The organism is Paenarthrobacter sp. CAP02 (genome assembly GCF_040137855.1).
Classification (GTDB): domain Bacteria; phylum Actinomycetota; class Actinomycetes; order Actinomycetales; family Micrococcaceae; genus Arthrobacter.
In genome coordinates this window covers 141,252-156,208 of sequence record NZ_JBEEII010000010.1, presented here as the reverse complement: position 1 = coordinate 156,208, position 14,957 = coordinate 141,252, and the positions used below count along the sequence as shown (strand labels likewise).

At 64.6% G+C, this 14,957-nt stretch carries 13 protein-coding genes; 9 read left to right on the top strand and 4 right to left on the bottom strand.

Annotated elements, in window-relative coordinates; all coding sequences use genetic code 11:
* Nucleotides 1-2: 2 nt before the first annotated feature.
* Both ABHM97_RS17350 and ABHM97_RS17345 read right to left on the bottom strand, forming a co-directional pair.
* Entirely contained in the window at nt 3-641 is a 639-nt protein-coding gene (locus ABHM97_RS17350; RefSeq protein WP_011775951.1) for a potassium channel family protein, read from the bottom strand.
* A 40-nt stretch (nt 642-681) separates the two neighbouring features.
* Nucleotides 682-2,115: a TrkH family potassium uptake protein gene (locus ABHM97_RS17345; protein WP_235517392.1), complete on the bottom strand. Its 1,434-nt coding sequence runs from the start codon at nt 2,113-2,115 to the stop codon at nt 682-684.
* A 103-nt stretch (nt 2,116-2,218) separates the two neighbouring features.
* On the opposite strand from ABHM97_RS17345, the gene ABHM97_RS17340 reads away from it, so the two are divergent.
* The 3 genes from ABHM97_RS17340 (at nt 2,219) to gdhA (ending at nt 5,630) form a co-directional block, all read left to right on the top strand.
* A complete protein-coding gene (locus ABHM97_RS17340; protein ID WP_349471659.1) occupies nt 2,219-3,445 on the top strand; it encodes an acetoin utilization protein AcuC in 1,227 nt (408 codons plus the stop codon).
* Between the two features lie 106 nt (nt 3,446-3,551).
* Nucleotides 3,552-4,085, top strand: coding sequence for an ArsR/SmtB family transcription factor (locus ABHM97_RS17335; protein WP_349471658.1), 534 nt, complete (start codon nt 3,552-3,554; stop codon nt 4,083-4,085).
* A 207-nt stretch (nt 4,086-4,292) separates the two neighbouring features.
* Entirely contained in the window at nt 4,293-5,630 is a 1,338-nt protein-coding gene (gene gdhA / locus ABHM97_RS17330) for an NADP-specific glutamate dehydrogenase (RefSeq protein ID WP_349471657.1), read from the top strand.
* 19 nt (nt 5,631-5,649) lie between these two features.
* On the opposite strand, the gene ABHM97_RS17325 is transcribed toward gdhA, so the two are convergent.
* Nucleotides 5,650-6,981, bottom strand: a complete 1,332-nt coding sequence (locus ABHM97_RS17325) for an alpha-hydroxy acid oxidase (protein WP_349471656.1) — start codon at nt 6,979-6,981, stop codon at nt 5,650-5,652.
* Nucleotides 6,982-7,059: 78 nt separating this feature from the next.
* Between ABHM97_RS17325 and ABHM97_RS17320 the strand changes: the two genes are divergently transcribed.
* The gene (locus tag ABHM97_RS17320; protein ID WP_235517388.1) at nt 7,060-7,758 is read left to right on the top strand and encodes a FadR/GntR family transcriptional regulator; all 699 of its coding nucleotides are present in this window, start codon (nt 7,060-7,062) and stop codon (nt 7,756-7,758) included.
* 41 nt (nt 7,759-7,799) lie between these two features.
* On the opposite strand, the gene ABHM97_RS17315 is transcribed toward ABHM97_RS17320, so the two are convergent.
* Nucleotides 7,800-8,831: a LacI family DNA-binding transcriptional regulator gene (locus tag ABHM97_RS17315; RefSeq protein ID WP_257370909.1), complete on the bottom strand. Its 1,032-nt coding sequence runs from the start codon at nt 8,829-8,831 to the stop codon at nt 7,800-7,802.
* Between the two features lie 179 nt (nt 8,832-9,010).
* Here ABHM97_RS17315 and ABHM97_RS17310 point away from each other — a divergent pair, with 179 nt between their 5' ends.
* The 5 genes from ABHM97_RS17310 to ABHM97_RS17290 are packed head-to-tail and all read left to right on the top strand — an operon-like array spanning nt 9,011 to nt 14,924.
* The gene (locus tag ABHM97_RS17310) at nt 9,011-10,423 is read left to right on the top strand and encodes a Gfo/Idh/MocA family protein (RefSeq protein WP_257370908.1); all 1,413 of its coding nucleotides are present in this window, start codon (nt 9,011-9,013) and stop codon (nt 10,421-10,423) included.
* A 29-nt stretch (nt 10,424-10,452) separates the two neighbouring features.
* Nucleotides 10,453-11,451, top strand: coding sequence for an NAD-dependent epimerase/dehydratase family protein (locus ABHM97_RS17305; protein WP_349471655.1), 999 nt, complete (start codon nt 10,453-10,455; stop codon nt 11,449-11,451).
* Nucleotides 11,448-12,353, top strand: a complete 906-nt coding sequence (locus ABHM97_RS17300; protein WP_349471654.1) for a 5-dehydro-4-deoxyglucarate dehydratase — start codon at nt 11,448-11,450, stop codon at nt 12,351-12,353. Before ABHM97_RS17305 ends, ABHM97_RS17300 begins: the two co-directional genes overlap by 4 nt.
* Nucleotides 12,353-13,489, top strand: a complete 1,137-nt coding sequence (locus ABHM97_RS17295) for a mandelate racemase/muconate lactonizing enzyme family protein (RefSeq protein WP_349471653.1) — start codon at nt 12,353-12,355, stop codon at nt 13,487-13,489. The genes ABHM97_RS17300 and ABHM97_RS17295 overlap by 1 nt, the downstream gene beginning before the upstream one ends.
* Nucleotides 13,470-14,924, top strand: a complete 1,455-nt coding sequence (locus ABHM97_RS17290) for an aldehyde dehydrogenase (NADP(+)) (protein ID WP_349471652.1) — start codon at nt 13,470-13,472, stop codon at nt 14,922-14,924. Before ABHM97_RS17295 ends, ABHM97_RS17290 begins: the two co-directional genes overlap by 20 nt.
* Nucleotides 14,925-14,957 lie beyond the last annotated feature (33 nt).

Sequence of the window (14,957 nt, the reverse complement as noted above, 5' to 3'; positions counted from 1 at the left end):
TCCTAGGGACGCGCGGCGAAGCGCTCCAGCAAGTCCACGTGTCCGGACACGATCAACATGTCGTGGCCGGACACTTTGGTTTCCGGCCGGGCATAGGTAAAGTCTTCGCCCGGGGTTTTGACGCCCACAATGGTCACGCCGTACTTGGAGCGGACCTTGGATTCTTCCAGGGTGAAGCCCACTGTTTCCTTGGGCGGGTACATCTTGACGATCGCGTAGTCGTCGTCGAACTCGATGAAGTCCAGCATGCGGCCGGACACCAGGTGGGCGGCGCGTACTCCGGCGTCGGCTTCGGGGTAGATCACGTGGTTGGCGCCGATCCGGGTCAGGATCTTGCCGTGTGAAGGTGTAATGGCCTTGACCCACAGGTGCTGAATGCCCAGGTCCACCAGGTTCACGGTGATCAACACCGAGGATTCAATGGACGTGCCCACACCCACTACGGCAGAGCTGAACTCCTGTGCGCCGAGTTGGCGCAGGGCATCGATGTTGGTGGCGTCGGCTTCGACCACATGCGTGAGCACGGGTGCCCATTTCTGGACGAGGGTCCTGTCGCGCTCGATCGCCAGGACTTCGCGGCCTTGCTTGACCAGTTGTTCGGCCGTAGCGGAACCGAACCGGCCCAAACCGATGACCAGCACTGGGGCGTTGTGGGCGGGGCGGTTGGCGGCCCCCGTTGTACTAGCCAATGATTGGCCTCTCTTCCGGGTAGTGGAACAACTGGCTGCGCTGGCGCAAGGCCAGCCCGGCGGCAAGGGTAACGGTGCCGACGCGTCCGGCGAACATCAGCGCAGTGAGGACGTAAACGCCCGACGGCGGCAGCTCGGCACTGAGGTTGGTGCTCAGTCCCACGGTGGCAAAGGCTGAGATGGATTCAAAAAGCACCCTGTCCAGCGAGGCACCGCTGATGGAGAGCAGCAGGAAGGCTGCCACGGATACCAGGGTGGCACCTGCGACGATCACGGAGATGGCCACCCGCATGGTTCCTTGGGGAATGGTCCGGCCGTAGACCTTCACGTCGGCGTCGCCGCGGGCTTCGGCCATGATGGCGAGGAACATGACCGCAATCGTGGTCACCTTGATGCCGCCCGCGGTGGAAGCTGAGCCGCCGCCTGCGAACATGAGGGCATCGGTGAGGAGCATGGTGGTGGATTCCATGTGGTTCTGGTCCACCAGGTTGAAGCCACCGGAGCGGGTCATGACGGAGGCAAACAGCGAATGGGTGATCTTGTCGCCGAGGTTCATGTTGGCGATGGTCCGCACGTTGTCCCATTCCATGAGGCCCCAGAGAACTGTCCCGGCCGCCAGCAGGATGAAGGAGACCTGGATGGTCAGCTTGGTGTGGAGGTTCCACTTCTTCCAGTTGAGCCCGTTCTGCTGCAAAACCATCACCACGGGGAAGCCCAGGCTGCCAAGGAACACGCCCAGCATGAGGGGAATGAGGATCCAGAGGTCGGTCTCGTAGGGAACGATGCCGTCGGAGTGTGGCGTGAAACCGGCGTTGTTGAAGGAAGAAATCGAATAGAAGACGCCATGCCAGACGGCCTGCCAGAAATCTTCGCCGAGCATAATGAAGCGCGGGATCAAGGCCAACGCCAGGGCTCCCTCAATGACCACGGACGTCACAATGACGATCCGGAGGAGGGTACCCACTTCACCGAGGCGGCCCGCGTTGTTCATGGCTTCCTGCGCGATGAGTTTGCCGCGTACGCCCAGCCGCTTGCTGACCATCAGGGCCAGGAGCGAGGCGAGGGTCAGGGTGCCCAAGCCACCAACGAAGATTCCAACCAGGATGACCAGCTGCCCAAAGAACGTCCAGTGGGCTGCGGTGGAAACCACGGTCAGCCCGGTGACGCAAACGCTGGACACCGCGGTGAACATGGCTTGGTGCAAGGGTGTGACAGTTCCGCTGGTCGAAGCGGCGGGCAGGGACAGCAAACCCGTGAAGACCAGGATCACCACCGCGAACACGGTCAGCGCCAGTCGGGCCGGTGAGGTGTTGGCAATGTTGTCGATGAAGTCGCGCACTCGGGTGAAGATCCACAGACCTTCCCGCTCCGGCTGGTTGGGTTGCCAGTTGGTCGGGCTGGTGGACCGCGACTGGCTTTGAGACATGGCGCTCTTCCTCGGTTGAAACAAGCTTTCCTGAGTAGTAAACCACTATTCCTGCGGCGTAACCGGGCGTTGGGCCCCGCCAGCCTCAGGTAGCCTGTTCTGGATGAACTCCGGGCTTGGAACAACTGTTTCCAGCATTACGCGCTCCGCACTGCCAACGACGGTGGTGTGGGACCCAGCCATGACCGCCTACAACTTCGGCCCCGGCCATCCCATGGCGCCGCAACGGCTCGAGCTGACGGCGCGGCTGGCGGGTTCCCTGGGGCTCTTCGACCACCAGCACGTGGCCGTCGAGGCACCCGCGGTGGCCACCGACGTCGAGCTTTACAGTGTTCACAGCCGCGAGTATGTGGACGCTGTACGCCGCGTCTCCGCGGACCCCACCCGCCCCGAGGAGAGCCGCGGCCTTGGCACCGAGGATGATCCCGCGTTTGCCGGTATGCATGAAGCCAGCGCGCGCCTTGCCGGCGGTTCCCTGCTGGCGGCGGACACCATCCTGTCCGGTCGCGCCGTTCGGGCCGTGAACTTCAGCGGCGGCATGCACCATGCGGCCCGGGAGCGGGCCAGCGGATTCTGTGTCTATAACGATGTCGCCATGGCTATCCAACGATTGCTCGACGGCGGGGTGCAGCGGATCGTCAGCATCGACGTGGATGCGCATCACGGCGACGGGACGCAGAGCATCTTCTGGAACGACCCCCGGGTCATGACCATCTCGCTCCACGAAACCGGCCTGACACTTTTCCCCGGGACAGGATTCGCCAACGAGACCGGCGGCCCGGAGGCACCCGGAACGGCGGTCAATGTTGCCCTTCCCACATTCACCGGTGACGCTGCCTGGTTGCGGGCCTTCCACGCGGTGGTGCCCCAATTGGTGGGGGCGTTCAAACCCGAAGTGATCGTGAGCCAGCACGGCTGCGATTCGCACCGGGACGACCCCCTGACGCACCTTACCCTCAGCGTCGACGGACAGCGCGAGGCCGCATCCGCCGTCGGGAGCCTCGCTGCCCGCTACTGCGACAACCGCTGGATCGCCACCGGTGGAGGCGGTTACGACGTTACGGGTGTGGTGCCCAGGGCGTGGAGCCACCTGATCGGCATGGTGACCCAACGGCCGGTCCCGCTGAGCGCGCCCGTCCCCGACGCATGGCGCACATACGTGAAGGAAACGTATGGAGTTTGGGCGCCGGAGAAGATGGGCGACGACGTCGACGTGTGGTGGCGCTCGTGGGAGGTCGGCTACGACCCGGCCGATGATGTTGATCGGACGGTCATCGCCACCCGCAAGGAGATTTTCCCGTTGTACGGACTGGACCCCTGGTTCGATTGATCCCCGGCGGGGCAGCGCGCAGCGCCCGCGCGGCAACGCGTTTTGCAGGCCGCATCACAACGACATAGGGATGCCTTTTGGCGTATATGTCGCTAGTGTGGGAGGCATGGTGACTGACGACGTATTTGCCGTCATAGCTGAGGCAACCAGGCGCGACATCCTGGTCTCCCTCCGCTCTGGGGATAAAGCTGTAGGCGAACTGGTGGAAGAACTGGCTGCAAGCCAGCCCACTATCTCCAAGCATTTGAAAGTGCTCCGCGAGGCGGACCTCGTCAGCATGCGCGCCCAGGGCCAGAAGCGGTTTTACGCCCTGAATCCCAAGCCGCTCGCCGGTGTGGTGAGTTGGCTGGAAACGTTCGACGTCGGACCCGCGGCTCCGGCCGCCGTCGCGCCTTCCACCGAGGTGGCCGCCGCTGCGCCGGACGCCGCCCCTGAAGAGGCCCCTACCCGCACGGACGCAGTCGGCCAGGCCGTGAAAGTCCACGCCAGTGCGGCTCCGGTTTCCCTGGACCCGACGTCCGACGACACCGTTCCTCAACAGATTGGCCGTACTGTCGGGCGGGCTGCGACGAAAGCCGCCGACCTCCTCGCCAATCTCCCGAACCTCCCCAACCTGCCCAAATTCGGTCGCAAGCGGTAATAGGACTCACGCCAAAGTGATTCCGCTCACATTGTGAGCCTATGTTCACTTCCGGTTTCCTTGTGTTTTCAACGATTTTCTACAGTTGTGTTAACTCCTCCCTGAGGGTCATATACGCCCCGGATGGAGATCCCGCCTCCTCGGGTGCAACCATGAGCGGGACTGATCGTCCCGCCGCTGGCCGGCGTACTGAGGATAGGAAGACGCATGGATTCAAGGCTCGAGGCTGTCCGGGACACCGTGTTGGCGCGGAACCCGGGGGAGAAGGAATTCCACCAGGCCGTCATTGAGGTCTTTGAAAGCCTCGGTCCTGTGCACGACCGTCACCCTGAGTTCCTTGAGGGCGCTGTCCTGGAGCGGCTGTGCGAGCCTGAACGCCAGATCATCTTCCGCGTTCCGTGGACCGACGATGCCGGCCGCGTGCACGTGAACCGTGGCTTCCGGGTCGAGTTCAACTCCGCGCTGGGTCCCTACAAGGGCGGCCTCCGCTTCCACCCGTCCGTGTACTTGGGAATCGTCAAGTTCCTCGGCTTCGAGCAGATCTTCAAGAACGCACTCACTGGCATGCCGATCGGGGGAGGCAAGGGCGGCTCGGATTTCGATCCCCGTGGGCGTTCCGATGCTGAAATCATGCGCTTCTGCCAGTCCTTCATGACCGAGTTGTACCGCCACATCGGCGAATACACCGACGTTCCCGCCGGCGATATTGGTGTGGGCGGCAGAGAAATCGGCTACCTCTTTGGGCAGTACAAGCGCATCACCAACCGGTACGAATCCGGCGTACTTACGGGCAAGGGCATCTCCTGGGGCGGCTCCCTGGTCCGGCCCGAAGCCACGGGCTACGGCACGGTGATCTTCGCCCAGGAGATGCTCAAGACCCGCGGACTATCCTTCGATGGCCAGCGCGTTGTGGTCTCCGGTTCGGGCAACGTCGCGATCCACGCGATCGCCAAGGCACAATCCCTCGGTGCCACTGTGGTGGCCTGTTCCGACTCCGCCGGTTACATCGTGGACGAAGCCGGGATCGACGTCGCGCTGTTGAGCCAGGTCAAGGAAGTCGAGCGGGGCCGCCTGACCGATTACGCCGCCCGCCGCCCCGGCTCCAACCACGTGGCCGGCGATTCCGTGTGGGATGTTACCGGCACCGTTGCTTTGCCGTGCGCCACGCAGAACGAGCTCGACGGCGATGCTGCCGCCAAGCTGGTCAGCAACGGACTCATCGCGGTGGCTGAAGGCGCCAACATGCCCTCCACCCGCTCGGCCGTGTCGGTCTTCCAGGAGGCCGGGATCCTCTTCGGCCCGGGTAAGGCTGCCAACGCCGGTGGCGTGGCCACCTCTGCACTGGAAATGCAGCAGAACGCCAGCCGCGACTCGTGGTCCTTTGAGCACACTGAACAGCGCCTGACCGAGATTATGGTGGGCATCTACGACCGTTGCGCGGCAACGGCCGACGAATATGGTGCGCCCGGAAACTACGTGGTGGGCGCCAACATCGGCGGCTTCGTCAAGGTAGCCGACGCGATGCTGGCGCAGGGCCTGATCTAGCGCCCCTGGTTGGGTGCGGCTAACGCTGGAGCAGCCGCACGTGGTCCGGGTTCAGGTCGGCCACCTTGCTGACGCCCAGTAGTGCCATGGTGCGGGTCATGTCCTTTTCGAGGATCTGGATGGTCCGGTCCACGCCTTCGCGGCCTCCGGCCATGAGGCCGTAGAGGTAGGCGCGGCCAATCAGGGCGAAGTCCGCGCCCAAGGCCAGGGCTGCCACGATGTCTGCGCCACTCATGATGCCCGTGTCCAGGATGACCGCGGCCTGGCTGTTGTCGGCCTTCAGCGCCGACGTGACCTCCGGCAGCAGGTGGAAGGGGATTGGGGCGCGGTCCAGTTGGCGGCCGCCATGGTTGGACAGGATGATGCCATCGGCGCCATGGTCAACCACGCGGCGGGCGTCTTCGAGCGTCTGGATGCCCTTGACCACCAGCTTGCCCTTCCAGGTTTCCCGCAGCCAGTCGAGGTCCTCATAGGTCAGGGTGGGATCGAACATGGAGTTGATGAGGTCCGCCACCGTGCCCGTGTAGCGGGAGAGCGAGGCAAACGTCAGGGGCTCGTGCGTGAGGAAGTTGAACCACCAGGCCGGACGGTAGGACGCGTCAAGCACGGTCTTCAGGGTCAATGCCGGCGGGATGGTCATGCCGTTGCGGACATCGCGCAGGCGGGCTCCGGCAACTGCCGTGTCCACGGTGACCATGAGGGTATCGTTTCCGGCCTTCGCAGCCCGCTCAATGAGTTCCAGCGAGCGGTCGCGGTCCGTCCACAGGTACAACTGGAACCAGTTTCGGCCGTTCGGCGCGGCAGTGGCGACGTCTTCGATGGACGCGGTACCCATGGTGGACAGGGTGTAGGGAATGCCTGCGGCCTCGGCTGCCTGCGAGCCGGCGTATTCGCCTTCTGACTGCATCATGCGGGTAAAACCGGTGGGCGCGATGCCGAACGGGAGGCGCGATTCCTGGCCCAGGATGTCGGTGCGGAGATCGATCCTCGATACATCGCGCAGGATGCCCGGCCGGAACTCGATGTCCTGGAAGGCTTGGCGGGCCCTGCGCAGGGTGATTTCTTCTTCAGCCGCTCCGTCCGTGTAGTCGAAGGGTGCCTGCGGAGTGCGGCGCTTGGCGATTTCTCGCAGTTCCCAGATGGTGCTGGCGCGCTTGAGGCGTGCGGCTTTGCTGAACTCCGGCTTCTTGAACTGCATCAGCGGCGCCAGGTCGGAGACCTTGGGGATGCGCCGCTTGAGGGCAGGCGGCTGCACGACGGCGGGCCGCGGCTGGGGTGGTCGGGTCACGTTTTCGTCGCTGCCGGCGTTGGCGGGGGCGGCCGTGAGCTTGGGATCCAGTGTCTCGGTCATGAGGTTCTCCCTTGAAAGTCTGTGGTCTAACCACACTGTAATCCATGTGGTTGGACCACATCAACTAGTATTTCGGATATGCGTACCCACGAGTTGGTCCTGCAGTGGATCGAGAAGCAGCTGTCTGACGGAGACCTCACCCTCGGAGGCCGGCTCCCGGGCGAGCGTGCCATGGCCGAGCAGCTCCAGGTTTCGCGGACATCCGTGCGGGAGGCCGTGAGGATCCTAGAGGCAATGGGGGTGGTCCGCGCTGGCGTGGGTTCGGGCAAGGATGCCGGGACGGTGGTGATCGCGGAGCCGGGGTCCGCCCTGGGCTCAACCCTCCGGCTGCATGTGGCTACCCGCCACCTTCCGGTGGCCGACATCGTGGAGACCCGCGTGCTGCTGGAATCCTGGGCGGCCGAACGGGCCCAGGTCGGCGTTCCCGCTTTGGAGGAAGCTGCCGCGCTGCTGGACCAAATGGATGAGGCCTCGGACATCGACACGTTCCTTGCACTCGACGCCCGGTTCCACGTGGCGCTAGCCCAGGCTGCGGGCAACTCGGTGGTCAGCGCCATGATGGCCTCGCTGAGGGGCGCAATCGAGAACTACGCAAGCACTTTGACGGAAAACCTGCCCGACTGGAACGCGACTTCCACCAGGCTTCGCGCCGAACATCGCGCCATCCTGAACGCCGTGAACAACAACGACGGCGGCACGGCAGCCCGGCTTGTGGCGGCCCACATCCAGGGCTTCTACAAAGAGGCCGGAGTGGGCAACAACCCCTCGCCGAAGTGACACTCAATGACAATGTTCGCGTCGAACATTGTCATTTAGTGTCAGCTCGCGGGCTTGAGGGCGGGAGCCGCGGTACTCTTGCGGATCTCCATCCTGGGCGAGAACTCATCCTGCGCCTGGGTGGCAGCCTCCCCGGCTTGTTGGATCTGTTCGCGCATGCGCCGCCAAGCCAGGCTTCCGAGCTCGTTGATGGGCACCGCTGCCGTGGTCAGTGGGGGAGTGGTGTATTTCGCGAACGGGATGTCATCGAAGCCGGTCACGGAGATGTCTTCGGGCACGCGCACTCCGCGTTCGTGGAGGCCGCTGAGCAGCCCCATGGCAACGAGGTCGTTAAAGGCCAAAATTCCCGTGGCACCGCTGGCGATGATGGCTTCGGTGGATTCGTGGCCGGAATCGAAGTTGGAGCCGCCGTCGAGCATTTGCAGTTCTATGTCCGGGTGCCCGGTGCGGAACTGGTCAAGCCCTGCCAGGCGTTGGCGGTTTGAGGCGCTGTGCTCGGGGCCGGAGAGGAACGCCAGGCGTTGGTGGCCCAGGGAGACCAAATGCTGGGCCAATTCCTGGATCCCTTGGCCGTAGTCCACGCTCAAACTGGGCGTATTGGTGGCCACGGTGGTTCGGTTGATGAGTACCAGCGGATGCAGGGTGGGAGCGAGTTCCTCAAGTTCGGCATCCGACATTCGGGGTGCGCAGAGGACCACGCCGTCGCAGCGCCGCCGGGCCTCGCCGGCAAGGATCGCTTCCTCGCTGGTGACTTCGGAGGAGTCGGCGATGAGGACGCGATACCCGTCCTGCGCGGCTGCGATGCTGAGCCCGCGAAGGATGGCCTGGAATGTGGGGTTGGCCAGGTCCGGAACCACAATGCCGATGGTGTCTGTCTTGCCCAGCGCAAGGCTGCGGCCTACCGGGTTTGGTTGGTACTTCAGTTCGGCCGCGGCGGCCCGGACGCGCGCGGCAATTCCAGGGTCCACGGCAGCGTTACCGTTCATGACGCGTGACACGGTGGCGTGCGAGACGCCCGCCTTCTCCGCGACGTCGGCGATCCCGACGCGCCTGTTGGTGTTCCTGCGTGCCATGTGGCCCCTTCCCATTGGCCGCCTCCCGTTTGCTCCGTCGTTGGAGCAATGGTTGACGTGACCACCAGAGTCTTGATACAAAGCTTATAACGCTCTGAGAAAACGCTTTCTCATGATTCTTCCCATACGAAGCCGGGCCGTCAAGCGGTTCACTCCTGCTCTTTGAAAGGGGCATCCACATGGTCAACGTCGACTCAGCCGAGACCCAGACCGCACCTGGCGCAACTACAGTCCAGGACGAAAGCCCCCAGCGAACCCGGATTGCCCTCATCGGCACCGGAGGCCGCTCCGAGATGTACATCCGGGCCATCTACGGGCAGCACGCGGACGTCGCTGAACTTATTGCCCTATCCGACGTCAACCAGGGCCGCGTGCAGTTCTACCAGGACCTCATCAAGGAGCTCGGCGGCACAGAGCCAGTGGCTTCCTTCGAGCCCGGACAGCTCACCAGCTTCATCCAAGCCAACGGCATCGAGCGCGTCATCGTCACTACGCCCGACTACACCCACGCGGACTACATTGTGGAGGCACTCGAGGCGGGCGCCGACGTCGTGGTTGAAAAGCCCCTGACCATCGACGTCGAGGGTTGCCGCCGTATTACTGAGGCCGTGGCCAAGACCGGCCGCAACGTTGTGGTTACCTTCAACTACCGCTACTCGCCGCGCAACAGTGCGCTGAAGGAAGTCATCCAGAACGGCGTGATCGGCAAAGTCACCTCCATTGACTTCAGCTGGGTCCTGGACACGGTGCACGGCGCTGACTACTTCCGCCGCTGGCACCGTGAAAAGAAGAACTCCGGTGGCCTGCTCATCCACAAGGCTTCGCACCACTTTGACCTGGTCAACTGGTGGATCAACGATGTTCCGGAGCGCGTTTTTGCCTCCGGTGGCCTGCGCTTTTACGGCGACAAGAACGCAGCAGAGCGTGGCTTGGGAGCCCGTCCGGAGCGCGGCACCGTTGATGGCCTTGAGCACGATCCCTTCCGGCTGGACATGCGCGAGGACGAGCGCCTGAAGGCTTTGTATTACGACAACGAGAAGTTCGACGGCTACCTCCGCGACCAGGACGTCTTCACCGAAGGAATCACCATTGAGGACAACCTCGCGCTGGTGGTGGACTACCAGGGTGGACCCACGCTGAGCTACTCGCTGAACGCCCACAGCCCGTGGGAAGGCTACCGCGTCACCGTCAACGGCACCGAGGGCCGGGCTGAGCTTGAGGTGGTGGAACGCGCCGCCGTCGAATCCAGCACCGACAAGAAGACCGTGGTGGACCCGAGCGCCACACCGATCGAGGAAGAGGACGCTGTGCGCCGCAACGGCGAACGCCTGGTGGTCCAGCGGCACTGGGAAGCGGCCTACGAAGTCCCGATCATCAACGGCGAAGGGGGCCACGGCGGCGGCGACAACCTCCTGCTCTCCGACCTCTTCAACGGCCCCGGCATTGACCCGCTGGGCCGCCCGTCCGGCTACATCGACGGACTCCGCTCCGTGTCGGTGGGCATCGCCGGCAACCAGTCCCTTGAGACCGACCTTCCCGTCCGCATCAGCGAACTTGGCCTCGGCGCCGACCTCAGCCGTAGCCAGGGCTGACCGGTTCACTACCCACGCAAGGACAAAGAATGAGCAGGATATTCGTCACCGGCGGTTCCGGCCGGCTTGGCCGCAGCGTTGTGGCCGGCCTCGTCGAAGCCGGCCACACGGTGATCTCAGTTGACCGGGACGCCGTCCGGGCGGAGCATCTACCGGCTGGCGCTGAGCAATACACCGCAGACTTGCTGGCGCCGGGGGAGGCGGAACGCCTCATCCGCGAAACAGCGCCCGACGCCGTGATCCACCTCGCTGCTATTGCCGTACCTTTCAGCGCACCAGAGGACGTCATCTTCAGCACCAACACCCGGCTCGCGTACGCGGTCATCAGCGCAGCCACCGACGCAGGTGTTCCGAAGATCGTCACGGCAAGCAGTCCCACCGCCCTGGGCTACGGCTCACCGGCCGGATGGCTGCCGCCGTCGTTCCCTTTGGACGAGCAGACGCCGCCCAAGCCATGGAACGCCTATGCGCTGTCCAAGCTGATCGCCGAACAAACCGTACAGATGTTTGCGGCCGCCCAGGGCGAGAAGGTCAGGTATGCGGCCTTCCGTCCGTGCTATGTGATTTCCCCCGAAGAGTGGGAAGGTGCCCTGACGCAGCAGGGGCACACTGTCCGCGAACGCCTGGACAATCCCGCCCTCTCGGCGCCCGCGCAGTTCAACTACGTGGATGCCCGGGACGTGGCCGACTTCCTGGACGTGCTTCTGGACAAGATGGACTCGATCCCCAACGGCGAGGTGTTCTTTGTTGGCGCGAAGGATGCGTTGGCCACCGCGCCCCTCGCAGAGCTCTTCCCACGCTTCCTCCCCGGCAGCGGCCCGTTGACCGAAGACCTTACCGGGACCAGCCCGGCGTTCTCGATCGACAAGGCCCGCGAACTCCTCGGCTGGGAGCCCAAGCGCACGTGGCGGACCGAACTCACTCCGCCCTACGAGGGGCCGGACACCGCAGCATCCGAACAAGCAGCACTCAATGACGAGATCCACGCCGGCCTGGTCCCGGCGGGAGCAACCAAGGAGACACCATGAACTTCGACGGCGTACTGTTCTTCCCCGTCACTCCCTTCGCTGAAGACGGCACCGTAGACGTGGCCTTGCTGAAAGAGCACATTACCTCCCGTCTTCCCTTCGGCCCGGGCGGCGTTTTCCCGGCCTGCGGCACCGGCGAATTCCATGCGCTCTCCCTTGACGAGATCGGCACGGTGGTCACTGCCGCCGTCGAGGCCGTTGCAGGTGCCGTGCCGGTAGTTTCCGGTGCCGGTGGTCCGCTGGGCCACGCCATCGCCGCCGCGAAGGTGGCCGAGGAAGCCGGTGCGGATGCGCTCCTGGTGCTCCCGCCGTACCTGGTCACCGGGCCCACCGATGGCGTGGTGGCGTACGTCGAAGCCATCGCCGCCGCGAGTAGCCTTCCGGTGATCGTGTACCACCGCGGCACCGCCAAATTCACTGCCGAAGCCATCACCCGCCTGACCGCCAACCCGAAGGTGGTTGGCTTCAAGGACGGAATCGGCGACGTCGGCTTGGCCCAGGAAATCGTCTCGGCCATCAACGCGAGCGGACGCAAGGACTTCGCACTCTTCAACGGCCTGCTGACGGCCGAACTTACCCAGGGCGCCTACCGGGGTCTCGGCATTCCCCTGTACTCCTCGGCCGCTTTCGCCATGGCACCGGAGATCGCCAAGGCCTATTACGACGCCTACGTTTCCGGTGACGAAGAACGACGCCACGCGTTGCTCGAGGGCTTCTATGCGCCGCTGGTCCGTCTCCGTGACCAGACTCCGGGCTTCGGCGTCTCCCTCATCAAGGCCGGACTTCGCCTTGCCGGATTGCCGGTCGGCCCCGTCCGCCCGCCGCTGGTTGACCCCTCCGAGGAACAGCTCCTGGAGCTCAAGTCCATCCTGGCCAAGGGCCACGAGCTGGCCGGCAGCTGATGGCGGCCCGCATCACGGGCCTGGCCACCCGGCTGATCACGGTCCCGCTGCTGCGCAGCTGGGGTGCAGAGGCGCCAGAGAACCACGTGATCGTCACCGAACTGACTACGGACGACGGCGGCACGGGCCATGGTTTCTCGTGGACACCTACCATCGGTCCCCAGGCGGTCAAGGCCCTCCTGGACCACGACATCGCACCGTTCATCGTTGCTTTGGAAGCGAACGCGGACATGGTCTGGGATCAGCTGTGGAAGCGGCTGCACGAAGCCGGCGGTGGCGGCCTGACCACCATCGCCATGGCCGGTGTGGACCTGGCCCTGTGGGACCTGAAAGCGCGGCAGACAGGGACCTCTGTCACCGGTCTCCTGGGCCAACGCCGGGAATCGGTGGAGGTTTATGGCTCCGGAGTGAACCTGCACTACACCGTGGAGCAACTCGTGGAGCAAGCGCACCGCTGGGTTGCCGCCGGGCACAACGCGGTGAAGATCAAGGTGGGCAAACCCGAACTGAGGGAAGACGCTGAGCGCGTCGCCGCCGTTCGGAAGGTCATTGGCCCGGACCGCTTGCTCATGATTGACGCCAACCAGCGTTGGGACCTGGCCCATACCTTCCGTGCCTTGGATGTGTTGGGGGAGTACGGACTGGAATGGCTGGAAGAACCGATCCGCGCCGACGACCTCTGGGCCTACCGCCGCCTGCGCAAGCAGTCACCGGTGCCCATCGCCCTGGGCGAGAACGTCCACACCATCTACCGCTTCCGCGACTTCATCGAAGCCGAAGCGGTAGACATCATCCAGCCCAACATTGTCCGGGTGGGTGGCATTACCCCGTTCCGCAGGATTGTCGAACTGGCCAGGGCCAACAGCATCAGGGTGGCCCCACACCTGCTCCCGGAGCTTTCCGGACAGCTGGCCCTCACCCTGGCCGAAGCCGTGAGCGTGGAGGACGTGGAGGACGCCTCGTTCGGTCAACTCGGGATCCTCGCCGGGCCCTCCCCGGTACGTCTCCACAACAGCAGGCTCAGCAGTGCCGGCCGCATCGGGCTCGGCTTCGACTTCGCCGGGCAGCATTCGCAGCACCTAAAAGTGCCAGCCACTGAAAGCAAAGGAAACCGCATTGAGTACAGCAACTCTTGACCTGACCGCCATCACGGACGCCGCAACCGCAGCGTTCAAGGTGACCTCAACGGCAAGTGACGCCGAACGCGCGGCCTGGCTGACCGCCGTCGCCGACGCTTTGGACGCCAACGTCACCGAGCTGGTGGCCATCGCAGATTCCGAGACGAGCCTGGGCACCGTCCGGCTCACCGGCGAGGTAGCGAGGACCAGTGGACAGCTCAGGTTGTTCGCCACAGTGATCACCGAGGGCTCCTACCTTGAGGCCGTCATCGATCACGCAGACCCGACGGCCACCCCGCCCAAGCCCGACCTTCGCCGCATCCTGCGTCCGATCGGACCGGTGGCGGTGTTCTCGGCGTCGAACTTTCCGTTCGCCTTCTCCGTGGCGGGAGGCGACACCGCGTCCGCACTGGCCGTCGGCTGCCCGGTGATCGTCAAGGCCCACTCAGGTCACTTGCGCCTGAGCGAGCGTACCGCGGAGATCGTCACGGAAGCCCTGGCCAAGGCCGGGGCCCCGGACGGCATCTTCGCACTGGTCAGTGGCCGCGAGGCCGGAACAGCCCTCGTCCAGGATCCGGCCATCAAAGCGGTGGGATTCACCGGCTCCATTCCCGGTGGCCGGGCACTGTTCGACCTCGCCACGTCCCGCCCGGAACCCATCCCGTTCTACGGTGAGCTGGGCAGCCTGAACCCGGTGGTCATCACCGCGGATGCCTTGGCCGAGCGTGGCCAGCAGCTCGCTGCGGGCTTGGCCGGTTCCTTCACCATGGGCGCGGGCCAGTTCTGCACCAAGCCCGGACTGGTCTTTATCCCTGCAGGGACCGATTTTGCGTCACAACTGGCCGAGGCGAGCAAGGACAAGCCCACGGCTGCCATGCTTACCGAGCGCATCGCCGAGGCTTACCCGGATGGGCTGCGCAGCGTCGCAGACCAACCGGGTGTCGCCGTCGTCAGTGGCACGGTCCAGCAGGACAGCCTGGCCGACGGTGCCGCGCCCGTGGTGTTCTCCACCAGTGCCGCCAATGTACTGGAACGACCGGATGAACTGCTGGAAGAGTGCTTCGGCCCCACCACCCTGCTCATCGAATATGCGAACCAAGAGGAGCTGTCGGCAGCCCTCGCGAAGGTGCCGGGGAGCCTCACCGGCACGGTGCATGCCCAGCCCGGCGAGGATGTCTCCGGCTTGGTAGAGCAGCTCAGCACCCTGGCCGGCCGGGTCCTGTTCGATGGCTGGCCTACCGGTGTCACCGTGAACTGGGCACAACAGCACGGTGGCCCGTACCCGGCCACGACGTCGTTGTTCACCTCAGTGGGTGCCACCGCTGTGCGCCGTTTCCAGCGCCCGGTGGCCTACCAGGATGCGCCTGAGAGCGTGCTGCACCCAGCCCTGCACGACGCCAACCCGCTTGGTATCCCGCGTCGCGTGGACGGTGTGCTCACCCTGGTTGGCTAGGCACACGCAGAAGGGGCGGGTCACCGTGATGGT